The following is a 23,697-nucleotide window of genomic DNA, read 5'->3' on the forward strand; positions in this document are numbered from 1 at the left end:
TTGGATGATACGAGTTAATGAATCACCTAACCAAAATGGCCCTCGAGATGGGGCCGTTGATCCTGTTTTTCGGCGTCAACGCGACGACCAATCTGATGACGGCAACCGCTGTTTTTGTTGTTGCGACGGTTGTTGCCCTTGCAACATCTTATGCGCTGGCGCGTACCATTCCGGTCATGCCGTTGATTGGCGGGGTGTTTGTCATCGTGTTTGGCGGCTTGACGCTGTATCTTGATGACGAACTGTTTATCAAGATCAAGCCGACCATTGTGAACCTTTTGTTCGCCAGCATCCTGTTTGTCGGCCTTGCAGCAGGGAAATTGTTCCTGAAGCTGGTTCTGGAAAGCGCATTCAAGGCGACCGACGAAGGGTGGCGCATCCTGACCTGGCGCTGGGCGTTCTTCTTTGTGTTTCTGGCCGTCGTCAATGAAATCGTCTGGCGGAATTTCTCGACCGATACGTGGGTGGCATTCAAGGTCTGGGGGATCATGCCGATCACCATGGTGTTTGGCATGGCACAGGTGCCGGTTTTGATGAAGCACCAGCTGCCTGAAGAAGAAGGCGGCGAGGCGGCGTCGTAGGACCTCGGTGGTGTCCAGATAACGTTGAAAAAACAAAGGGCAGGATGATGATCCTGCCCTTGTTATTTGTTGATGGTCGGTCTGACTAGCTGATCGGAAGGGCGATGCTGACGGCGGCCTGTGCCGCAATGCCTTCTTCGCGTCCGGTAAAGCCGAGCCGTTCGGTCGTGGTGGCTTTGACATTGACCCGGTCGACATCAATCTCGAGGATTTCGGCAACCTTTTGACGCATTGCTGGCGTGTACGGCCCGATTTTCGGGCGTTCGCAAATCAGTGTCACGTCGACATTCACAATCCGTCCGTCACGCTTGCGCACAAGGTCCGCCGCATGTTTGAGGAAGATGTCGGACGCAGCACCTTTCCATTGCATGTCACTTGGCGGGAAGTGCTGGCCAATGTCGCCTTCGCCGATCGCACCAAGAATGGCATCGGTCAGTGTGTGCAAGCCGACATCTGCGTCGGAGTGGCCCTCCAGGCGGGCGGTGTGGGGGACTTTAACGCCGCACAGGATACAATGATCACCCGGGGCAAAGCGGTGAACATCAAATCCAGTGCCAGCCCGGTATTCTTCTTGCGACATGTGCGCTGTTTCCTTGTTATCAAAATCCGCCCAGCTTTGCGCGCGACCAAAATCATCACGATGGGTGATTTTGTCATTGTTGGTGGTGCCCGCGACGCAGATTACATCCAGCTCCATAGCTTCAAGCAGGGCAGCGTCATCGGTAAATTCCTGACCTTCGAATTTCTCGTGGGCCGCCAATATGATATTGAATTCAAACCCTTGCGGTGTTTGCGCCCGCTTAAGGCTATCACGGGGAATGGTGCGGGTAATCACTCCGTTTGTGTCGGTCTGCTTGATGGTGTCTGCCACAGGCAGGGTCGGTATCGCACCGGAATGGGTCTTAAGTGCCGTCGTGACCCGATCAATGACGTCATCGGAAATGCCCGGGCGTGCTGCATCATGGATCAACACACTATCGGGCGCCTTGATCGCGAGTGCGCGCAATCCGTTGAGGACCGATTGCTGTCTTGTGTCGCCACCCGCCACCGGCGCGGGCAGTGAAATTGTCTCGCCCAAAGACGCGGTTGCGCTTTCATACCAGCTTTGATGCGCCGGATTGTAGACCACCTGAATAAGGTCGGGATCGGTATGTCGTGCAAAACATTCAATGCAGTGCGCAAGAATGCTTTTGCCGCCAAGCATGTGATATTGTTTTGGTATTGGGTCGCCAAATCTGCTACCGCTGCCGGCAGCAACGATGACAACGCCTGTTTTTTGGGTCATAAACATAATGCCATGGCTTGTCTGAATTGCGCCGCAGGCTATCTTTCTGCGAGGGTTTTGCCAAGTCGGCAAATGCAATATCGGGGGCGTTTCGTGCCCCTAAGACCAAGATGGGTTCCAAGATGCTTGCTGCATATATCCATATCCTTGCCCTGTTGCCCCTGACCGGGCAGATCATGCGTGCTGAACCACGTCGGGACGTTTGGCTATACGCATCGATTTGTCTGGCGGCATTGGGCACAATGGTTTTGTTGGGCGTTACCGGCGAGGAAGTCCAGTCGCGCGGTTTCGCAGCGGCGTTGCATTGGTCGGAACTGACCGTGATCATGATTTTTGGCGGGCTGGTAATTTGCAAGGGCCCCCATCAAGTATGGCGGCTGGCAGGCTACATTGGCGGTTACCTGCTTCTTTTCGCTATTTTAGCCGCAATCTTCCGCCTTATTGGCGATAACGACCCTAAAACAGTGAATGGGCCTGCACTCTATTCCGGTTGGCTTTGGGCCCATATCGGCAGTTCACTGATCACCTATGCGCTGGTTACTTTGGCAGCCATTGCCGCGATGGCCTATGTGGTTCAGGAATATGCCCTTAAAAAGCGCAAACCAACCCGCTGGAGCCGACGTTTGCCGCCATTGCGTGACAGTGAATACATGTTGGTCGGCTTTTTGAAATGGTCGGCATGGGTGCTGATCATCGGGATTATATCAGGTTTTGCATTACGGTACGTCGAAGGCCACAGCCTGTGGGAGATTGACCACAAGATGCTGCTAACCTTGCTTGGCTTTGCGACCATCTGCATTCTGATCTTTATCCACGAACGATCAACCTTGCGCGGCAGAATGGCAGTGCGTTTCGTGCTTGGTGCCTGGCTGCTTCTCACCTTGGCATTTCCGGGTGTTCGATTGGTGACCGGCTATATCGTAGGCTAGTCCGCAAACCGTTGGTTTGTAGTTCTGTTGCCCAATTTTTGCGATCACTTTGGTTATGTATGCATAATTGCTAGTCATAAATCAGGGTCGCTGATCGGTCTCCGGGGGCCGGACGCGTTTAACTCGGTTGAATTTTCCACGGTTTTTCTTCGAATTATCAGGTTTGACGCTACGAATTTGCGCGGATGCGCCGAGAGTTGTTGCATGTCGTGCCCAGTTTTATTAATCTGCCCAAGTTTTAGGCAATTGGAATTCCTTCATGTCATTGCAGATCGGTTCTGTACATGTGCCAGAGAATGTTGTGCTGGCACCCATGTCAGGTGTGACTGACCTTCCGTTTCGGCAGCAGGTGCGCCATTTTGGCGGACATCTTGTTGTGTCCGAAATGATTGCGTCCGATGCCATGACCCGCATACAGCGACATGAGAAGGAAGTCCGCAAAATGAATGGCGATTGCGCGGCCGAAAGCCCGCTTTCTGTTCAACTTGCTGGCACCGAGCCCGAAGAAATGGCTGAAACGGCCAGGATGAACGAGGCCCGCGGCGCCATGATCATTGACATCAATATGGGGTGTCCGGCCAAAAAGGTGACCAAGGGGTATGCCGGGTCGGCCCTGATGCGCGATGAAAAGTTGGCCGCAGACATTATCAAGGCGACTGTTGACGCGGTTTCAGTGCCAGTGACGCTTAAAATGCGTCTGGGCTGGGATGATGACAACCGTAATGCCCCGGCATTGGCCCGCATTGCCGAGGATCTCGGGATTGCGATGCTGACCATCCATGGTCGCACGCGTTGCCAGTTCTATAAGGGTGAAGCTGACTGGGATGCGATCGCACTGGTGAAAGATGCGGTATCAATCCCTGTTCTGGGCAATGGGGATGTCAACAGCGAGGAAGATGCCAAGGAACTTCTGGATCGGTCTGGCGCCGACGGCGTTATGATTGGCCGTGGTGCGCAAGGGCGCCCGTGGTTCCTTGCACAGGTTTCTAATTATCTCAAAACCGGTCAAAAACTTCCGTCACCTGGGCTTGAGGTTCAGCTTGAAACCATCCTGCGTCACTATGACGCGATGATTGAGCATCATGGACGTCAGGGTGTTCGGATCGCCCGCAAGCATCTGGCATGGTATTGCAACAGCTTGCGGAACGCGACGGAATTCCGTCGTGTTGTCAATGTGTTGGATGATCCGGCAGAAGTTAAAGATCAGGTTCGGGCATTTTACGAACCTTTGATCGAAACCAAAATCAAACTGGATCAGGAAGCAGCCTGATCGCTTCATAACAATAATATGGCGACGGTCAAAACACGTCGTCGGGGAAGATATGCATGAGACTGGGATTTGGAAAAGGCAATGGGGTTGACCCGACCGGCGTTCTAAACGCCATTGCCAGTGCTGTTGTCGTCGCCAACAGGGATGGCAAGATCAAGTTCGTCAATCAGGCGACTGAGCAGCTGTTCAACACGAGCTCAAGCGTGTTGTGCCGCAGTAATCTGACGGACTTTATCCCGCAGGACAGCCCGGTATTCTCCTTGATCAAGCAGGCCGTTGATGAGGCAACCCTGGTTGCCGACCACAATCTGCTGATCGAAAGCCCCAAGATTGGCAAACACACGGTCAACCTAACTGTGGGGTCGATGCCCGACGACAGCGAATGTGCAGTTTTGACCTTTGAGCCGCGATCCATCGCCCAAAAAATCGACAACCAGTTGCTGAGCCGGAATTCGGCCCGGTCTGTCAGCGCAATGGCGGCGATTCTGGCCCACGAAATCAAAAACCCGCTTTCGGGTATTCGTGGTGCAGCCCAGTTGCTTGAGCAAACCAGCAACGAAGATGACCGCGTCTTGACACGTCTGATTTGCGATGAGGCGGACAGGATTGTTGAGCTGGTTGACCGGATGGAGATTTTCTCCGACAAGCCGCTGGAGCGTGGGGCAGTTAATATCCATACTGTGCTCGAACATGTGCGTCGTTTGGCAGAAAACGGGTTTGGCAAGAACCTGACCTTCGAGGAAATTTACGATCCGTCCTTGCCGCCGGTATTTGGCAATCGCGATCAGCTTGTTCAGGTGTTCCTTAACCTGATTAAGAACGCCGGCGAGGCGGTTGATCCCAAGGATGGCAAAATCACCATTTCGACACGTTATCAGCATGGCGTCCGACTTGCCGTTGCTGGCGGTGATGCACGTGTTCATTTGCCACTTGTGGTATCGGTGCGTGACAACGGCCCGGGCATTCCGCAAGACATGCGTGAAAGTCTGTTTGACCCGTTTGTCACAACAAAGCCGACCGGTTCGGGGCTTGGCCTTGCGCTGGTTGCGAAAATTATCAATGACCATGGTGGTGTGATTGAAGTGAAAGATGTGCCTGGGGGAGGCGCAGAGTTTCAAATCATGCTGCCGATATACAATCGGGCACTGGCCGAAGGGGCATCTGACCCGGTCATAATCAAAAACAGGGAAGAAACCGCATGAGTACCAGCCCTGCGAGAATTCTGGTTGCCGACGATGATCGGGCCATTCGCACTGTCCTGACGCAGGCATTGTCGCGTCAGGGGCATGAAGTCCGCAGTACCGGCCATGGCCGTACCCTTTGGGACTGGATCGCCGACGGGGACGGCGACCTTGTGATTACCGATGTCATGATGCCCGACGAGAACGGCCTTGATATGGTGCCGCGTATTCGCAAGCTGCGCCCAGATCTTCGCGTGATCGTCATGAGCGCCCAGAACACCTTGATGACCGCGGTAAAAGCAGCCCAGCGCGGCGCATTTGAATACCTGCCAAAACCATTTGACCTCAATGAGTTGATGGGGATTGTTGATCGGGCACTTGAGACGCCGCAAGAAAGCGAGAAGGGCGAGGAAGAGGACGAAGAGGGCGATGATCGCCTGCCATTGATCGGTCGTTCGCCGGCAATGCAGGAAATCTATCGTGCGCTTGCCCGGCTGATGAATACCGACCTGACCGTGATGGTCACGGGTGAAAGCGGAACGGGCAAGGAACTTGTTGCGCGCGCACTGCATGAATATGGCGGTCGTCGCCATGGACCTTTCGTTGCGATCAACATGGCTGCCATCCCGCGCGAACTGATTGAAAGCGAGCTTTTCGGCCACGAAAAGGGCGCCTTTACCGGTGCAAATGAGCGCAAGGTCGGACGGTTTGAGCAGGCCGAAGGCGGCACCCTGTTCCTTGATGAAATCGGCGACATGCCGCTTGAGGCGCAAACACGTTTGCTGCGTGTCTTGCAGGAAGGTGAATATACCCGCGTTGGTGGGCGAACGCCAATCCGGGTGAATGTGCGCATTGTTGCCGCAACCCACCGTGACCTGCGTAAACTGATCCGTGAAGGCACATTCCGCGAAGATTTATTCTATCGCCTCAATGTCGTGCCAATCCGTCTGCCGTCGCTGCGTGAACGGCTGGAAGACATTCCGGAACTGGTCAATCACTTCCTGATGCAGGCAAGCGAAGAAGGTTTGCCACGTAAAACCTTGTCCGCCGAAGCCATGGCGCGCCTGAAAGCCCATCGCTGGCCGGGTAACATCCGTGAACTTGAAAACATGGTGCGGCGTCTGACAGCGCTTTATTCGCATGATGTGATCGGTGTGGATGTCATCGAAACCGAGTTTTCCGAGAACAATGTCAGCGAAGCTGCCCCAAGTGCAGAGCCACAGTCGCTTTCGGAGTCCATAGAACGCCATGTGCGCGAGTATTTTGACGCCCATGATGACGATCTGCCGGCCAACGGGCTGTATGATCGTATCTTGCGTGAAATGGAACGTCCGCTTTTGAATGTGACACTTGAAGCAACGCGTGGAAATCAGGTCAAGGCAGCAGAAGTACTTGGTTTGAACCGCAATACATTGCGCAAGAAAATCCGCGATCTTGGATTGGAAGTCGTCAGGGGCACGAAATGAACAATACCGACCGTTCGATCTCCAACCGGTTCTTGCGGTCGGGCTTTGTACGGTTTCTGGGGCGGCTGGGCCAGTCACGACGCTTTGCGGTCGGATTGGTAACAGCGGCCCTGATTTCGGTTACTGCGACCTATCTGGCCATGACGGGGACGGCGCCATTCCGCCCGGATCCACGTCTTATCTTGCTGTTGCTGAATATTGACCTTGTGTTGGTCTTGCTTCTGGCAACATTGGTGGCGCGCAAGCTTGTCCAGATATGGATGGAGCGTCGACGCGGTGTCGCGGGCGCAAAGCTGCACACCCGGATGGTGTTGATGTTCTCGCTGGTGGCGGTAACACCGGCGATTGTCGTGGCCATTTTTTCTGCACTCTTTCTGCATTTTGGTATTCAGGGTTGGTTTAGTGACCGCATCAGAACGGCGGTTGAAGAAAGCATGGTGATTGCTGATGCCTATTTGCGCGAGCATCAGGAACTGATCCGTGCCGACGCCCTGGCGACAACAAGCGATTTGCAGCGTTTTGGGGTGAATTTCTCGACCAGTACGGATCGAATTGCCAATCTTTTGACCGACCAGGCGCTTGCGCGTGGCTTGCCGGAAGTCATGTTGATCGACGGAACCGGTCGGATCATCGCCCAGTCGGAATACAGTTTTTCCTATGATACCAATCAGGCTTCCGTGCCGCCCGAAGTCCTGGACGATGCGCGCGAGAAAGACGTCGTTTTGATGATCGGGTCTAGCGACAATCGTATCCGTGCGATTGCAAAGGTTCCCAGTTTTATTGATGCATATCTGCTTGTCGGACGATTTGTCGATCCCAACGTTCTGGATCGTATCGACAAGGCACGGCGTGCGGTTGATGCCTATGAAAGTCTGGAGGGTGAGCGGTCCGGGATCGTGATCACCTTTGTGATGATCTTCGTTCTGATTTCGGTGGTGTTGCTTCTGGCGGCTGTAACGCTGGGCCTGATGGTTGCCACCCGACTTGTTCAGCCTGTTTCCCAACTGATAACCGGTGCAGAACGCGTTCGCGATGGTGACTTGTCATTCCGAGTGCCGCTGGACGGGCAGGGTGATGAGCTTGAAGCCTTGGGCCGTGCCTTTAACCGAATGACGGCACAGCTTGAAACGCAGCGAAATGAACTGATTGCGGCCAATCGCCTTAATGATGAACGACGTCGCTTTACAGAGGCCATTCTTGGCGGTGTTACAGCAGGGGTGATCGGCCTTGATCCCGAACGCCGGATTGATCTTCCCAATCGCAGTGCATCTGATCTTCTGGGGATTGATCTTGAAGGCTTCCTGGCACAGGAACTGACAGAAGTCATACCTGAATTCCTGCCGTTGTTTGATGATCTTGGCCGGGATGGCGATCGCAGCAAGCCACGTCAGATCGAAATTCGCCGTGATGGCGTTATTCTGACGCTGATGGCGCGCGTAACGGCAGAATGGGCTGATGACGGAACTGTTTTCGGCTATGTCGTTACATTCGACGATGTTACCGAACTGCAAACAGCCCAGCGAATGGCGGCATGGGCAGATGTCGCGCGGCGTATTGCGCACGAAATCAAGAACCCGCTGACACCGATCCAGCTTTCGGCCGAGCGCTTGAAACGCCGCTATCTAAAGCAGATCAATGATGATCAGGAAGTCTTCAAGACATGCACCGACACCATCATCAGACAAGTGTCTGACATTGGGCGGATGGTTGATGAGTTTTCCAGCTTCGCGCGCATGCCATCACCGAAGATGCGACTGGAAAACCTTGGTGAACTGGTGAACAGTGCTGTGTTCCTGCAAAAACAGGCGCATAGCAACATCACTTACGACTTTGATCGCAGTGGAATTGAAAACGTGCAAATTTCCTGTGATGCGCATCAGGTTAACCAGTGCTTGATCAACACCCTAAAAAACGCTGCGGAAGCCATCGAAGGCCGGCAAAAGCCGGAAAACGGCGAGCTGCCGCGCGGCAAGATCGAAATTTCGGTGGCGACATCGCCCGACAATCAGCGCGTTTTTGTGGCTGTTTCGGATAATGGCAAGGGGCTTCCGGTTGAGCATCGGGAACGTTTGACCGAGCCCTACGTGACCACTCGGTCGAAGGGTACCGGGCTTGGTCTGGCCATCGTAAAGAAAATCATGGAAGACCATGGCGGAGAGCTTATACTCTCTGACGGCGTTGAAAACGGAGCAACGATTACGCTATCTTTCCCAAAAGTTGTCAGCGCCGGAGGCGATGACACGTCGCCGGACGAAAATTCCTTAGACAATTGATTTGATTGTCAAAATCGCAACAATAAAAAGATTGATTTGGTCACGACATGGCGCACGACATTCTTATTGTCGACGATGAAGAAGATATCCGGGCTCTGATCTCCGGCATCCTCGAAGACGAGGGCTATACAACCCGCCAGGCAGGATCAAGTCAGGGCGCGCTGTCCGAGGTTGCAGCGCGCAGGCCGAGCCTTGTGGTTCTTGATATCTGGATGGATGAGAGTGACCATGACGGCATTGAGACCCTGAAACTGATCAAGCGTGAGCACAGCGAAGTTCCGGTGGTCATGATTTCCGGGCACGGCAACATTGAAACTGCGCTCGAGGCGTCGCGTATCGGGGCGTATGACTTCATCGAAAAGCCATTTAATACTGACCGTTTGTTGATGGTGGTGGAACGCGCCATTGATGATGCACGACTGCGCCGCGAAAACCGCGAACTCACGCTACGTGCAGGCGGGGATACAGAACTTGTCGGTAAATCATCAGTTTTGAATAATTTGCGCCAATCGGTCGACCGTGTGGCGCGAACGGGTAGCCGGGTTTTGATCCATGGGCCTGCGGGCTCGGGCAAGGAAGTGGTCGCGCGCCTGATTCATCAGAAATCTGCACGCGCCGAAGCCCCGTTTGTGGTTTTGAATTGCGCAAATATTTCTCCCGATACCATGGAAGAATCGCTGTTTGGGGCGGTCGCGACAGCCGATCGCGAAGCGCGCACCGGGGTACTTGAACTGGCCCATGGCGGGACTTTGTTGCTGGACGAAGTCGCGGACATGCCGCTTGAAACCCAAGGTAAAATCGTCCGCGTTTTGCAGGATCAGACATTTGAACGTGTTGGTGGCTCGGTGCCGGTCAATGTGGATGTGCGTGTTGTTGCAACAACCGCGCGCGATCTTGAACAACGGATAGAAGAGCAAAAATTCAGACAGGACCTTTATTACCGCCTGAATGTTGTGCCGCTCGAAGTGCCGTCCTTGCAGCAGCGCCGCGACGATATTCCGGTTCTGGCGGAAATGTTCCTGGATCGTTATGCTGACGCGACGGGCCTTCCGAAAAGAAAGCTTTCTCCCGAAGCAATGGCAACCCTTCATGCCTATGACTGGCCAGGAAACGTTCGTCAGTTGCGGAACGTGATTGAAAGACTGATGATCATGGCACCGGACGACGAAGACAAGGTGGACCTGATCAGTGGCAAGATGTTGCCATCCGAGCTGTTTTCTGACGTGCCGACGTCGCTAAGTTTTGACAAGACCAGTGAAATCATGGCATTGCCGCTGCGCGAAGCGCGTGAGATGTTTGAAAAAGAATATCTCCAGACACAGATTGATCGTTTTGGCGGGAATATTTCCAAAACGGCAAGCTTTGTCGGCATGGAACGTTCAGCCTTGCATCGCAAGCTGAAAAGCCTTGGTGTAAGTGGGCAATAGGCTCACGATCACCCGGGACTGTTGTGAACGGGAGAATTCGAAATGAAGGTCATCATTTGTGGCGCCGGGCAGGTGGGCTTCCACATTGCCAAATATCTGGCTGCGGAAAACAATGATGTAACCGTGATCGACCAGTCCGAAGAACTGGTACGCAAGATTTCCGATACGCTCGAAGTCAAGGGCATTATCGGGTTCGGGTCGCACCCGGATGTGCTTCAGCAGGCCGGCGCCGAAGAGGCCGACATGCTCATCGCCGTGACCTTTGCCGATGAAGTCAACATGACAGCCTGTCAGGTCGCGCATTCGCTGTTTAACGTCCCGACCAAGATTGCGCGTATCAGAAGCCAGACCTATCTCCAGCCGGAATGGGCCAGCCTGTTTGGCCGGGAAAAGCTGCCGATTGATGTGGTGATTTCGCCGGAAATGGAAGTTGCACGCGCGGTTGCGCGCCGCCTGCAGGCCCCCGGTGCGTTTGATATGATCCCGTTTGCCGATGACAAGGTCAAAATCCTTGGTATTCGGTGCAGCGACGACTGCCCGGTGATCAACACCCCCCTGCGTCAGCTTCATCAACTGTTCCCGGATCTGAATATCTCGATCCTTGGTATGATCCGTGGTGACAAAGCGGTCTATCCCAAGGGTGATGACCAGATGTTGGCAGGTGACCTTGTATATCTGGCGGTCTCGGGTGATCAGGTGGATCGCGCCATGTCTGCTTTCGGGCATGAAGACCCCGAAGCCCGCCGTATTGTGATTTTCGGTGGCGGCAATATTGCACTGTTCCTCGCAGAGGAAATCAATAAAAACTTCCCCGGCGTCACGACCCGGCTGGTCGAGGCCGATCCGGAGCGTGCGCGCTTTGTCGCACAGAAACTGCCAAAGAAAAGCGTTGTTCTGCGTGGTGATGTTCTTGATCCGGAACTTCTCGAAGAAGCCAATGTCGGCAATGCCGAGGCTGTTGTTGCCCTGACCAATGACGATGAAACCAATATTTTGGCATCTCTTCTGGCCAAGCGTTATGGTTGCCCGCGCGCACTAACGCTGATTAACAAAAGCACCTATAACTCGCTGGTTTCCGAGCTCGGCGTGGATGTCGTGATCAGTCCGCGTATGACAACGGTGTCGACCATTCTGCACCATGTGCGTCGTGGTCGCATTCGGGCTGTTCACAGTCTGTCAGAGGGATTTGGCGAGGTGCTTGAGGCAGAAGCACTGGAAACGGCACCGATCGTCGGCAAGGCAATCAAGGACATCTCTATGCCCGCCAGTGTTGTGTTTGGTGCAATCCTGCGGGATGGCGAGGTTGTGATGCCGCGCGCCAATACTGTGATCGAAGCCAATGACCGTATCGTGGTATTTGCAGGGTCCGAGCAGATCAAAAAGGTTGAAAAGATGTTCGCTGTCCGACTGGAATACTTCTGATCGGGCAGGCGGTTAGCTTATTCCTCATACAAATCGTCATGCAGCCAGCCACCGGAAGTTCAAATGTCTGATCAATTGCCCGATCCGCCCAAAGCCGTCCTCTTTGACTGGGATAACACCCTTGTGGACAGCTGGGGGACTATTCAGACGGCGCTTAACATGACCTTTGAGGAATTTGGTCTGGAGCGTTGGTCGATTGCAGAGACCAAACAGCGTGTCGCGCGCTCGATGCGCGACAGTTTTCCTGTTCTGTTTGGTGAGGATCGCTGGCTGGATGCCAAAGACAGTTTCTATGGCCACTTCCAATCCATTCATCTCCAAACCCTGCAACCACTTGCCGGGGCGCACGACCTGTTGTGTGCGCTGCGTGATAACGGAACTTATATCGGGGTGGTCAGCAACAAGAATGGCGACTTCCTGCGTAAGGAGGTCGATCACCTTGGATGGACGTCGTTGTTTGGTCAGATTGTCGGCGCAACCGATGCCGAAAAGGATAAGCCTGCACCCGATCCGGTCCATATGGCAATGGGCGACTCTTCGGCACCGCAATATGAGAATCTGTGGTTTGTGGGGGACAGCGCGGTCGATATTGAGTGCGCACGCAATGTCGGAGCGACTGCAATTCTGATTGGCGATGAAATAACCGGTCACAGTGACACGCAGAATTCCGCGACTCTTAGCCCTGATTGGCATTTCGCGGATTGCGGGGCGCTTGTAAGGGTTGTAAAAAGCTTCTCGAACGTCTTATAGTTCACTCAGGTCATTAAAAATGGGGCCGGAATCGTGACAGACCTGAAAGTCGACGGTTCCACATTTTCCTTGGCCGCCCGAAACCAAAAAAACGCTCATAAAAGAAGGCTAGGTCTAACCAATGGCGGAAAAATCACAAAATGTTCAGGACGTCTTTCTGAACTATTGCCGTAAAAACAAAACGCCGGTTACCGTGTTTCTGGTCAACGGAGTCAAATTGCAGGGCATCATTACCTGGTTTGACAATTTCTCTGTTTTGCTGCGGCGCGATGCTCATACCCAGCTCGTTTACAAACACGCGATTTCGACGGTAATGCCGACGACACCAATCAAGCTGTTTGATCCGAGCCAGCCTGCGACGGAAGAAGAAAATAGCTGACGAGTCTCTGACTTCGGGGGGCGGCGATACGCCAGAGTCTCCCCGGGTCCTGGTTTTCCACCCGGAACTAAAACGCGCAGACCCGACCGGGACTTGGCGCGACGCTTCATCACGTTTGGAAGAAGCGATCAGTTTGACGGGTGCTCTTGATTTTGAAGTGGTGGGCGCAGAAATTGTGCCCATCGCAAAGTTGCGTCCTTCCACCTTGTTTGGCAAGGGCGTTACTGAACGTCTTGGTTTGCAAATCAAGGCAGAAGACGCCGACATTGTGATGATCAACGGCATTCTCACCCCGATCCAGCAACGTAACCTGGAACGTGAATGGAAATGCAAGGTCATCGACCGAACCGGCCTGATCCTTGAAATCTTTGCCGATCGTGCTCGGACCCGTGAAGGCCGCTTGCAGGTGCAACTGGCACTGCTGAGCTATCAGCGATCCCGCCTTGTACGGACGTGGACGCACCTTGAGCGTCAGCGTGGTGGTCGAGGCTTCCTTGCCGGTCCTGGTGAACGCCAAATCGAGATTGACCGGCGTCTTATCGGTGACAAGCTGGCCAAGCTCCGTCGTGAGCTTGAGGAAGTCAAACGTACGCGTGAGCTTCATCGTGAAGCCCGCCGTCGGGTGCCTTATCCGATTGTCGCGCTTGTCGGTTACACCAACGCCGGAAAATCGACGCTGTTTAACCAGTTGACCGTGTCCGAGGTGTTTGCCGAAGACATGCTGTTCGCGACGCTTGATCCGACCATGCGGGGGCTGATCCTGCCAAGTGGTCGCAAGGTGATCCTGTCCGATACCGTGGGGTTTGTGTCTGATCTGCCGCATGATCTTGTCGCGGCTTTCCGTGCAACGCTTGAAGAAGTGCTGGAAGCCGACCTGATTGTGCATGTACGCGATGCCTCTTCGCCTGAAACCGAAGAGCAAAAGCTGGATGTACTTGAAGTCCTTAAGGAGCTTGGGCTTCAGAAGGCGATTGACGGTGAAGAACTGGTCGAGGCACTTAACAAGATTGATCAGCTGGAAGGCGATGACCTGCAGGCTGTCTTGGAATATGCGACGCGCCATGACAATACGATCGCGATATCGGCCTATAAGGGCACGAATTGTGGTTCGTTGCTTGATCTGATCGAAGATCGCCTGACCGAAGATATGCCGATTTTTGAGCTTTGCGTGCCGTATGCGGACGGAAAGTCACTCGCCCGACTTTACGAACAGGGTGAGGTACTGAAGCGCAGTGAAGGCGCGGATGGCATTTCTGTTCAGGTACGTGTCGATACAACCCGTGTTGGCCGGTTCGAGGATTGGTGTGCCAAGGTTGGGCTTGATATTCATCTGGTGTGATAGGGAGTAAGCGCGTGGCGATCAAAGTCGATATGGACAAGGTGACCGAGATCATTCGGGAAGTGTCGGCTGTTGAGATTGCCCCGCGTTTCGGCCAGCTTGAGGACGCAGATATCGATACCAAGAGCCATGCAATGGATCTTGTCACCATCGCCGATACGGAAGCCGAGCGGGTTCTGACCCGGCGTCTAACCGACCTGTTGCCGGGAAGCCGGGCCTTGGGCGAAGAAGCGGCCCATGCGGATCCGACCTTACAGGATCGTATGTTTGCGGCCGCTGATCCTTTCTGGATCATTGATCCGGTTGATGGCACCAAAAACTTCGCCCATCACAGACAGCCATTTCGCTGTATGGTCGGCCTCTATTCGGGCGGGGAAACCGTTGCGGCATGGATTGTCGACCCGATTGAAGGGGCAGCAACTGTCGCGGAGCTGGGGTCAGGTACGCGCTATAAGGATCAGCCGGTTTCGGTGCGTTCCAACATTACCAACGCATCTGATGCCAGGGGTTTTTTGATTTCCTATGCGCGGGATCGTATCCGCAAGCATTACGGCCATCTCGATTTCTTTGCTGATGTCGCGCATTACTCGTGCTGCGGTGCTGAGTATGAAGAAATGGCGCGTGGGGCGTTTGATTTCTGTGCGTATCGCATCCTCAAGCCCTGGGACCACGCGCCGGGCACGCTATTGGTGCGTGAAGCGGGCGGGTATGCGCGCTATATCACCGCAGATGCCGATAACGAATACAATGCCAATGCGACTGCACCCGGCCTTCTTTGTGCAAGTTCAGAGGAACTTTGGGCCGAAATCAACGCAATCCTGATGCCTCTTTTTAGCTAGGGGCAGGTCCGCGGATCGGAGCTCAAAATAGCTTTCCGCCAGCTTCCGGGAAGGCAGAGTTTCTGCGAGGCCATCCAGGGCGATGTCGTGCGGATTGTCGTTGCTTGCGCTTTCCACATCCAAGACACTTCTGATTGCAGGAACGCCACGAAATTCAGCGATGCTCAGCCCAGCTTTCGCGGGCGCGCCGGGTTATTTCATCAACCAGTTCAGAGCTAACCGCTTGGGGTGTCCATTGATCCTGGGGATCGAAGTGAAACAGATATAGTCGAGAGGCAAACTGCTCGAGAGGGAGGGATGCCTCACCGTATTGCTCGCCGTTGCCTTGCGTCGACACCACCGTGTCATGGCCCCAGTTTTGGCCGCTATCGTTGTTGGGATTGAAAAAATAGACGCGCATGACATGCTCCAGGTCCAGCGTCACACGAGTGATTGTGATCGCATGCCAGCCAACAAAACGACCGCGTACGTCCGTTACGGCAATGCCAGCGGGTTGGGGATGGATCAGGGGGCGGTTACGGTTGTAGGTCGGGTGGTAAATTGCGACGAAGTCACGAACGAATCCCTCGTAGTCAAACAGCTTTCCGGTCGGAACGTCAACGGCGAGACGGCAACCGCGTCCAACCCACCAGCCGTGGAACTCGCGGTTGATCCATTGGTGCGGGTCACCGGGCCGATCTGCGCACATGCGTCCCATTTCACAATAAATCCGGTCCAGATGCGGCACGACAATCAGCGATACCGGGTCAACATCTCGCGGGGGCAAGTGCGGGGGCAACGCCTGCACATTCTGCGATGATATGGCTTGCCCTTCAAAGTGCACAACGACTTCGTCGTCACGTGCGGCCCAAACAACCGTTTGCATCAAATACGCAGGTTCGTCTTGCGCCCACATCGATAGCGCTCGCGCGGCTTGGCAGGTCGGGTTGTTGCCTTGACCCACGCCGAACGGTTGGCCGATAACGTTTAGCAATCCAGCCAACAGAAAAACCTGGGCCGGACGTGCAGTACCGTAAACGGATGAGACCAATTCCTCTACGCTGGGTGCCAGTGGGATGCTGATAAAGTGCCAGAACCCGGGCGCAATCGGCGGCATGAACAAAATGCCACGCTCCAGCAATAGCGCCAGCCCGTAGGCTGCTTGACTGGTTTCGGGGTAGATCGCCTCCAAGACAAGGTTTTTCACCAAATCGCGGTAGCAGTTCAGAGCGTCTTGCCCGGTGGAGCTCAGGCCAAGAGCATGGGGCATCAGATCCATATTGTCTTGCGCGATAAAGCGCAAAAACACCGGATGATAGGGAGAGACCAGTCCTGTGTCGTGCATGGCGCGCGCAAAACCGCTTGCTTCTTGTGCAAGGGCATTGGCGTCCATGGTGGAAAGACGCTCGTAATAGGCATCAAGACCGGGATCTTCGCGACACCCCTGGGTGGGGCCGAACAGGGCGCTGATCAGGCGGTCCGCCCCCATGCCGGCATTGCCGATGCTCTTGCCGCTCAACTCTGCGGTTTCACTGTAAATACACGCGGCAATTTGACTGATCATGGCCTTGACGCTGTCGACCTGGATTGGTCTCTGCGCCAGAATACGCCAAATTTCAGCAATCAATTCGTCGAGGATACCTTCAAGGCCAATGCGCTCGGCCAGAAATTCATACAGCGTGCGCACCGATGTCCCGAGCACCGATTCCTGTGCACGCTCGGCCTCGCTCGAACCTTCGAACAAGATGTTGAGGTTGAGAGCCAGAACTTGCGACAGAAAATGGCGCGCCTGTTCGTCGGTCAGGTCGTCGCGTATCAAATCCCCGTTGGTCACCGCGAGGAAGCGCAGTTCATTGAGGTATTCCAGCGTCGCAGTTATTTTGTCACCTTGCCAGAGGGTGTTGGCAGCAAGGCCCGGCTGTAGCGACTTGGGATGCTCCCAGTCGCCGCCATGGAAGATGCCAGCAGTGTCGAGCCGGCCGATGCGGGCATAGATGGCCTCCACGCCACCGGGCTGAGCGCCCAGGCGACGTGTAATGTCCAATGCAGCCGTCTGATGGCTCGCCTTGGCGAAGTGGCGAGCACGCTCCAGTCGCTCGATGGCAGCATCAAGCAAACCCTCCAGCTTGTGCCGGTGCTCCAAGCCGGAGGTGTCGGGCGTGTAATCAGAATTCAAGGCCATTTGCACTCCAGTGTAGCGCTATGTGCGTCGGATGGACGTCAGACGTAGTAATCGAGTTCTTCTTGGCGATTGAGCAGCTCACGCATGCGTTCTGCATTGTCGCCGAAGAAGTATGCCAGCCCCCAGTGTGTGCCAAAAGCTGTGCGCTTCGGGACCTTGGCTTCTGCCGGCGAGGACAGCTCGTGAAACTCGAAATATTCATGGTTTTCCGTCTCTTCTGGGATTTGCAGTTCGCTGACCACCCGGCGGCGCGGATAGACACCAAAACACCCGGCATAACCTGTTGCGTCCACGACTTCGCGAGGGAAGAAAGCCTCGACCTCTTCGGCTGTCGATTTTGGATCGAACATTAATACCAGCCCGTGATAGGCGTTGAAACCATAAGTACGTTCCATCAGTTCAAATACATTGAAGCCAGGCGGGCGGTATGCAACTTCGCCGAAGTGCATCTTGCCGTCGGACGTGACAAAGTATTCAGGGTGGATGAAACCGAAATCAATGTTGAAGGTCTCGATCAGTTTGTTGATTTCGTCTTCTACTTGTGGACGCCATTTTTCCATTTCGGGTGACGCCGGGACGAACACCGAATAGCCTAAGGTGACGTATTCGGAAATGTTGAGAAACTGGATTTTGCGGTTCCAAATAAACGCCTCGCAGGCAAACTCAAAGCCATCGAGGTGACTTTCCATCAAGCACGGAAACTCATCATCGGGGATGTTTTCCACGTCGTCCGGCGTATGTACCACCCGGTGGCCCAAGCATCCTGCCATGTCAAAAGCCTTGAGATGAATGGGATCGTTGGGGTCACCGTCGAGCTTCATCAAGGCTTGATTGACGCGTTTGAGGAAATGAATAACGTCGCTCCTCTCGCGGGCTTCTTCAAAAATACCCACGCGGATACCGCCAAGCTGTGCACGGCGCTTCATCAACGATTTGTCACGAAACAGCATTGACTGGTTGAGCAGACGGGGATTGTCCAACAGGACCGCGTTGATGGCACCGGCCCATTCCACAACTTCTTCGAACAACGGGATCGCAACGTCGACGCCCATTTCTTGAAGCGTCTGGGCGAGTTCGTACGATCGCTCGTTCAAGCGGTCAAAATTCCATTTGAGGAATGGAATACCGTGTTCCTTGGCGTACGGCTCAGCCCAATCCGGGGCAACCACGATGTAACGTCGGTCGAAGCGGTCAATGGCGTCAATGGCCTTGAGGCTCCAGCCAATAATGGCGATGTAGCCCTTGTTAGGGTCTTTGGGGTTCTCTTGGTTTGATGCTAGCTCAGTAGTCATAGTTATTCGTTCCCTTCGACGGTTATGTCTTGGTCGCGGTATGAAATATGACGGCTTTGATGAACACGGCCGAAAACCGGATCAGCACGCCACGCGTACTGAAACCACGACCGTTGTTCAACAACGGTTTAGGAGGCTACGGTCATATTGGCTTGATGTGCTGAACGGGGTGATTTTCCCCTGCTTGATTCATCAGCTTCGGATGCGGCATGTGCGCGCAAGATGTGCATGAACGACGTGGTTATGTTTGTCAGCATGGGGCGAACCATAACGCATTTAAGCTGCAATGTCGAATTTCAGCAAAATCAGAGACTAATATATAACTAAATAAGATGCATTAATTCAGGCCAGAGTGGCCCTATAATGTGATATTTAGACAGAAATACGTGAAATAAAATCGAGAAATACGAAGATAAACTGTAGAATTTGGTTTAATCATGCGCCATGAAAATATAGCAGTCATTTAGTTGTTGTTATTTAAAGTCAGATATCGCGGTTGTGAGTTCTATATTCCGTGGAAATTGTATTTTGGATGGTGACCTAATACTCTTACAAATACTGACAAGCATGTTTTGTTCACGCCTAACGGGTGGCTGTGTGGGGCTGAGGAGGGGGTCAAGAAAAACCGAGGCAGAAGACCGGAACTCTGATTGATCAGTTTCCATGACAGGAGTATCCAAACCACCGCAAAAATTCCGGGTAGTCAGCGCCCCATTTGAAGATGTCTTCGGGGGTTGTGCATGCGCAGTGTTAAACTTCGCCTCGCTCTACCTTCTTTGCGAGGTTCCATAGCCCATCCATTTCAGTCAGGTCGGAATCTGCTGCGGTTCGTCCGTCACGGGCGAGCTCGTCTTCAATGAAATGGAAGCGTTTGGTGAATTTGTGATTGGCACCGCGGAGTGCGACTTCCGGATCCACCCCGATCTTTCGTGCCAAATTGGCCATGACAAACAGCATATCCCCTAACTCGTCCTGCAATCGCGCCTGGTCGGGGTTTTCGGTCATTTCGGCTTTAAGTTCGTCAATTTCCTCGTGAAGTTTGTCAAAGACTTCATCGGTGCTGGGCCAGTCAAAGCCAACGCGGGCGGCACGCTTGGTCAGTTTTTCAGCGCGCATCAATGCGGGCAGGGCACTTGCCACCCCATCAAGGGCGCTGTGGCGTTCATGTCCTTTGACTTCAGCCTTTTGAGCGCGTTCGGCCGCCTTGATCTTTTCCCAGGTCTGATTAACGCCATCGGTTGTTGTGGCATCCCCGTCGCCAAAGACATGCGGGTGACGGCTGATCATTTTTGAAACGATGCTGTTGGCGACGTCTTCGAACTCGAAATGACCAGCTTCCTTTGCCATCTGGGCATGGAAGACAACTTGCAAAAGCAGATCACCCAACTCGTTGCACAGTTCGGGCATGTCGTTGTCGGCAATCGCGTCAGCGACTTCGTAGGCCTCTTCGATGGTGTAGGGGGCAATGGTCGAGAAATCCTGTTCCAGGTCCCACGGGCAACCGTCATCCGGGTTGCGCAGCTTTGCCATGACGTCAAGAAGGTCGTTTATGGCTTTGCTATTATGCGTGGTCATGGTGAATGTCCTGTTTGCTTTGCCGGTGTGCCCCGTATGATTGTTAAGTCCTATCGCGCCGCACCAGAACTGACAAGTAGATGATGAGAGCAAAACAAAACCCGCAAGGCCGGTCTGGCACTTGCGGGTTTTGCTGTGATGTTTGGATGCCCTTTTGGCTTATGCAGCCTTGAGCTTTTCCTGTTTTTCGGTGCTGTCATCCTTGGATTGCGTGGATGATGCACTTTCTTCTTTTTTACCTTCGACCAGACCGCGATGCAGGGCGACGATAGCCTTGTTAAAGTCACCTTCTGCAACAACAAACTGCAGATCAACGCGGCGGCTCGGATAGTGGGAGGCCACCAGTTCAACACCGGCTTCATCCAGTATCGTAACCGCACGGGCAAACAGACCCGGCTGTTCGATATTGGCGCCGATGACCGAAACAATCGCAACCTTGCGGGTTTGAACGGTTGCTTCGGGCTGGTTTGCCTCGATCTCGTCAACACAGCGACGGATTTGTTTCAGCGGTGCTGAGACATAATGCGTAATCGTGTTGGCATTCAGGTTCTTGGTGACAGTCGGCACCTTGTAACGTTTCAGAACGTTCAGAATGGACTCTTCGCCACCCGGAACACCAACCATGTCCTGATTGAAGACTTCAATTTCGAACGCGGTCGGAACGCCGGTCACGATTTCAACGCGGCTATTTTCCGGTTCCCAATGATCATCAATAACCGTGCCCGGATGTTCCGGTTCAAAGGTATTGGCGATCCGCAGCGGAATGTCATTCTGACGCAGGCCCTTGGCGGCACGTGGGTGGATGGCTTCCATGCCCATGTTCGACAGTTGATCGGCCACGTCATAGCTGGTCCGGCCAATCGGGCGTACGGCATCTTCACCAACGATGCGCGGGTCAGCGCTCGAGAGATGGAATTCCTTGTGAATGATCGCTTCACGGGCCTGAGTCAGGCAGGCAATGCGCGAGAAGGTCACTTCACTGTAGCCACGGCCATAGATGCTCATCAGGCCTTCGCTGCACTGAGCGTAACCTGTGGCGATCGCAAGCTGGTTTGACAGATCAATGTCTTCAAATACCTTGTTTATGCGGCCATCAAGGGTGGATGCCTCTGGTTCGCGCCAGCCCGAAAGGTCGGCGAACACGGCATTAACGCCCTTGGCGCGCAGGAGCAACATGGTGTTGTGCGCACTGTGTGCCTCGCCAATCGCAGAAAGCATTTCACGCACGGTCAGAAGATGCTTTTCAAGCTTGAAATGACCGAAGCTGCACAGGCGATGAAGATCCATCAGGCAGCTGCGCGTGCCTTCGATGCGTTCCTGCACAAAGGCATTGGCCAGCTTCAGTTCCGGAGCGTCGCCAAAGATTTCCTCGTTGATGGCGCACATTTTTTCGGAAACCTTGGTCAAGGCATCGCCCCAGGCCCAATCGGTCTCCGAACCGGCGTAAAGCTGATAGACGCCTGCTTCGCCCGTCTTTTTGTTTTCGAGCAGAAGGTCGGTAAAGCCGCCATATGCCGAAACGACAAAGACACGATTGTAAAGTTCGTCTTCGCTACGATTGCCGACCAGAATGTTGTCCATGACCGCATCAACCTGGGTCATCGACGTACCACCGATCTTGTGAACGCTATGCCCAGCGTCCTTGTTTTTCTGGGCTGAAAGCATGTTGCCTCCTTTGGGGGCGTATCCTTAAAAAAATATGCTCAAGAGCGCACGGGGCAGATTGTCGCTGCCCCGCGCAAAAGCTTTTAGCTGGCGAGGGCTTCGCCATCGAGCGGGTAGACACCGTTCTCGTCATGAACTTCACGACCATTGAGCGGCGGGTTGAAGGCACAAGCCACAACCATGTCTTCGGTGCCACCGCGCAGATAGTGGCGGTCATGTTTGTCGAGGATGTAAACAGTGCCCGGCTCGATTTTGTATTTCTTGCCGTCAGCAATGGTTTCCACTTCGCCATTACCCGAGATGCAATAAACAGTCTCGAAGTGGTTGGCGTAGCAGATTTCGGTTTCAGTACCGGCATAGATGGTGGTGATGTGGAACGAGAAGCCCATGCCATCTTCAGCGAGTGACAGACGGGTGCTTTCCCAATTGTCTGAAACCACGCGGCGACCGGATGCTTCACATTCTTTCAGAGTACGAACAATCATTTTTAACTCTTTGATATAATTAAGTTGTGGGGCAGGGCGACGCATCAAGGCGTCGCCCCAACTTTTTTTTACTCAGCGGCAGCTTTGGCCGGGGTGACGTCCTTGCCCATGGCTTTGGCAGTTGCCAGTTCAAGGATTTCCAGACCATGTGCCAAATCCTGCTTGGAGATGATCAAAGGCACAAGGCATTTGACAACTTCATCTTCCGGGCCACTGGTTTCAATTACAAGGTTATGTTTGAAACATTCCTTGGTCACCTGTGATGCGAGCTCACCGCTTTCAAAGCAGATACCCTGCATCAGGCCACGGCCCTTGCGATAAATTTTGCCATCACCATAACGATCAGCGATCTCGGTCAGGCGCGTTTCAAGAAACGCAGCCTTGTCGCGAACGTCAGCGGCGAACTGGTCGTTAGACCAGAAGTGCTCGAGTGCAGCAGCAGCGGTCACAAACGCGTGGTTGTTACCACGGAAGGTACCGTTGTGCTCGCCCGGATGCCAGACATCAAATTCCGGTTTCATCAGCAGCACAGCAAGCGGAAGACCATAAGCCGAAAGCGACTTCGACAGGGTGATCATGTCCGGCTTGATACCCGCAGGTTCGAAGCTAAAGAACGTGCCGGTACGGCCACAACCTGCCTGAATGTCATCGACAATCAGAAGGATGTCATGCTTGCGGCAAACTTTCTCCAGGTTCTTGAGCCAGCCGAAGTCAGCTGCATTCAGACCGCCTTCACCCTGAAGCGTTTCAACGATAACGGCTGCGGGCAGGGCGATACCACTGGAGTTGTCCGACAGGACACGGTCCAGATATTCGGTGGTGTCCGCGCCGTCACCCATGTAACCGTCAAACGGAACAGCAACAGCGTTATCAAGCGATACGCCGGCAGCGCCACGGTGATGTTCGTTACCGGTGATGGCAAGCGAACCCAAGGTACAACCGTGGAAGCCATTGGTGAATGAAATCACGGTTTCGCGGCCTTTGACGCGGCGCGCCAGTTTCAGGGCAGCTTCGACGGCGTTGGTGCCGGTCGGGCCGGTAAACTGAACCTTGTATTCCATGTCGCGCGGCTTGAAGATCTTCTCTTCAAGGGCTTCGAGGAAAGCGGCTTTGGCCTTGGTGTGCATGTCCAGACCATGGGTCACACCGTTTGATTTGATATAATCAATCAGCTTTTCCTGAAGAACAGGATGGTTGTGGCCATAGTTAAGGCTGCCTGCACCGGCAAGGAAATCAAGGTAGCGGTTGCCATTTTCGTCGGTCAGCCATGCGCCTTCTGCCGATTCAAAGGTTACGGGGAAGGAGCGTGCGTAGCTCTGAACTTCCGATTCAAGGCGATCAAATACAGTCATAGTTCCCTCTTTCAGATTGGGAAAAA

Annotated in this window: 19 protein-coding genes; 12 read left to right on the forward strand and 7 right to left on the reverse strand. The window is 53.9% G+C overall.

Annotated elements, in window-relative coordinates; translation table 11 throughout:
* The first annotated feature begins 17 nt into the window (after window positions 1–17).
* Window positions 18–581, forward strand: coding sequence for a septation protein A (locus tag B2R48_RS19885; RefSeq protein ID WP_062954848.1), 564 nt, complete (start codon window positions 18–20; stop codon window positions 579–581).
* An 85-nt stretch (window positions 582–666) separates the two neighbouring features.
* Here the strand turns inward: B2R48_RS19885 and B2R48_RS19890 are convergent, their stop codons facing one another.
* A complete protein-coding gene (locus tag B2R48_RS19890) occupies window positions 667–1,872 on the reverse strand; it encodes a bifunctional 2-C-methyl-D-erythritol 4-phosphate cytidylyltransferase/2-C-methyl-D-erythritol 2,4-cyclodiphosphate synthase (protein WP_297003718.1) in 1,206 nt (401 codons plus the stop codon).
* A 116-nt stretch (window positions 1,873–1,988) separates the two neighbouring features.
* Between B2R48_RS19890 and ccsA the strand changes: the two genes are divergently transcribed.
* The 11 genes from ccsA to B2R48_RS19945 all read left to right on the forward strand — a co-directional run bounded on the left by ccsA (window position 1,989) and on the right by B2R48_RS19945 (window position 15,141).
* On the forward strand, window positions 1,989–2,795 hold the full coding sequence (ccsA, locus tag B2R48_RS19895; RefSeq protein WP_297003719.1) for a cytochrome c biogenesis protein CcsA: 807 nt from the start codon (window positions 1,989–1,991) through the stop codon (window positions 2,793–2,795).
* Window positions 2,796–3,054: 259 nt separating this feature from the next.
* Window positions 3,055–4,065, forward strand: coding sequence for a tRNA dihydrouridine synthase DusB (gene dusB, locus B2R48_RS19900; RefSeq protein WP_297003720.1), 1,011 nt, complete (start codon window positions 3,055–3,057; stop codon window positions 4,063–4,065).
* 56 nt (window positions 4,066–4,121) lie between these two features.
* Window positions 4,122–5,267, forward strand: a complete 1,146-nt coding sequence (locus B2R48_RS19905) for a two-component system sensor histidine kinase NtrB (protein WP_062954851.1) — start codon at window positions 4,122–4,124, stop codon at window positions 5,265–5,267.
* A complete protein-coding gene (ntrC, locus tag B2R48_RS19910; RefSeq protein WP_062954852.1) occupies window positions 5,264–6,712 on the forward strand; it encodes a nitrogen regulation protein NR(I) in 1,449 nt (482 codons plus the stop codon). The genes B2R48_RS19905 and ntrC overlap by 4 nt, the downstream gene beginning before the upstream one ends.
* The gene (locus tag B2R48_RS19915; protein WP_297003721.1) at window positions 6,709–8,985 is read left to right on the forward strand and encodes a sensor histidine kinase NtrY-like; all 2,277 of its coding nucleotides are present in this window, start codon (window positions 6,709–6,711) and stop codon (window positions 8,983–8,985) included. The genes ntrC and B2R48_RS19915 overlap by 4 nt, the downstream gene beginning before the upstream one ends.
* 47 nt (window positions 8,986–9,032) lie before the next feature.
* Window positions 9,033–10,412 (forward strand): sigma-54-dependent transcriptional regulator, encoded by a 1,380-nt coding sequence (locus tag B2R48_RS19920; RefSeq protein ID WP_062954854.1) that lies wholly within the window; start codon window positions 9,033–9,035, stop codon window positions 10,410–10,412.
* 42 nt (window positions 10,413–10,454) lie between these two features.
* Window positions 10,455–11,834, forward strand: a complete 1,380-nt coding sequence (gene trkA, locus B2R48_RS19925) for a Trk system potassium transporter TrkA (protein ID WP_062954855.1) — start codon at window positions 10,455–10,457, stop codon at window positions 11,832–11,834.
* 63 nt (window positions 11,835–11,897) lie between these two features.
* Window positions 11,898–12,584, forward strand: a complete 687-nt coding sequence (locus B2R48_RS19930) for an HAD family hydrolase (RefSeq protein ID WP_297003722.1) — start codon at window positions 11,898–11,900, stop codon at window positions 12,582–12,584.
* 121 nt (window positions 12,585–12,705) lie between these two features.
* Window positions 12,706–12,963 carry an RNA chaperone Hfq gene (gene hfq, locus B2R48_RS19935; protein WP_008891082.1) on the forward strand — a complete coding sequence of 86 codons (258 nt, stop codon included), beginning with the start codon at window positions 12,706–12,708 and terminating at the stop codon, window positions 12,961–12,963.
* Window positions 12,964–12,970: 7 nt separating this feature from the next.
* Entirely contained in the window at window positions 12,971–14,302 is a 1,332-nt protein-coding gene (gene hflX / locus B2R48_RS19940; RefSeq protein WP_414716206.1) for a GTPase HflX, read from the forward strand.
* A 14-nt stretch (window positions 14,303–14,316) separates the two neighbouring features.
* The gene (locus B2R48_RS19945) at window positions 14,317–15,141 is read left to right on the forward strand and encodes an inositol monophosphatase family protein (protein WP_297003723.1); all 825 of its coding nucleotides are present in this window, start codon (window positions 14,317–14,319) and stop codon (window positions 15,139–15,141) included.
* Window positions 15,142–15,295: 154 nt separating this feature from the next.
* Here the strand turns inward: B2R48_RS19945 and B2R48_RS19950 are convergent, their stop codons facing one another.
* The 6 genes from B2R48_RS19950 to ectB form a co-directional block, all read right to left on the reverse strand.
* Window positions 15,296–17,302, reverse strand: coding sequence for a hypothetical protein (locus tag B2R48_RS19950; RefSeq protein WP_297003724.1), 2,007 nt, complete (start codon window positions 17,300–17,302; stop codon window positions 15,296–15,298).
* Between the two features lie 38 nt (window positions 17,303–17,340).
* On the reverse strand, window positions 17,341–18,594 hold the full coding sequence (locus B2R48_RS19955; RefSeq protein ID WP_297003725.1) for an ATP-grasp domain-containing protein: 1,254 nt from the start codon (window positions 18,592–18,594) through the stop codon (window positions 17,341–17,343).
* Window positions 18,595–19,344: 750 nt separating this feature from the next.
* Window positions 19,345–20,169 (reverse strand): nucleoside triphosphate pyrophosphohydrolase, encoded by an 825-nt coding sequence (gene mazG, locus B2R48_RS19960; protein ID WP_297003726.1) that lies wholly within the window; start codon window positions 20,167–20,169, stop codon window positions 19,345–19,347.
* A gap of 159 nt (window positions 20,170–20,328) precedes the next feature.
* Window positions 20,329–21,834: an aspartate kinase gene (locus B2R48_RS19965; RefSeq protein ID WP_213473199.1), complete on the reverse strand. Its 1,506-nt coding sequence runs from the start codon at window positions 21,832–21,834 to the stop codon at window positions 20,329–20,331.
* Window positions 21,835–21,917: 83 nt separating this feature from the next.
* Complete coding sequence (locus tag B2R48_RS19970; protein WP_008891076.1) at window positions 21,918–22,319, reverse strand: ectoine synthase; 402 nt, start codon at window positions 22,317–22,319, stop codon at window positions 21,918–21,920.
* A 68-nt stretch (window positions 22,320–22,387) separates the two neighbouring features.
* Entirely contained in the window at window positions 22,388–23,671 is a 1,284-nt protein-coding gene (gene ectB / locus B2R48_RS19975; protein WP_297003727.1) for a diaminobutyrate--2-oxoglutarate transaminase, read from the reverse strand.
* Window positions 23,672–23,697: the final 26 nt, after the last annotated feature.

Source organism: Thalassospira sp. UBA848 (assembly GCF_002295455.1).
Classification (GTDB): domain Bacteria; phylum Pseudomonadota; class Alphaproteobacteria; order Rhodospirillales; family Thalassospiraceae; genus Thalassospira.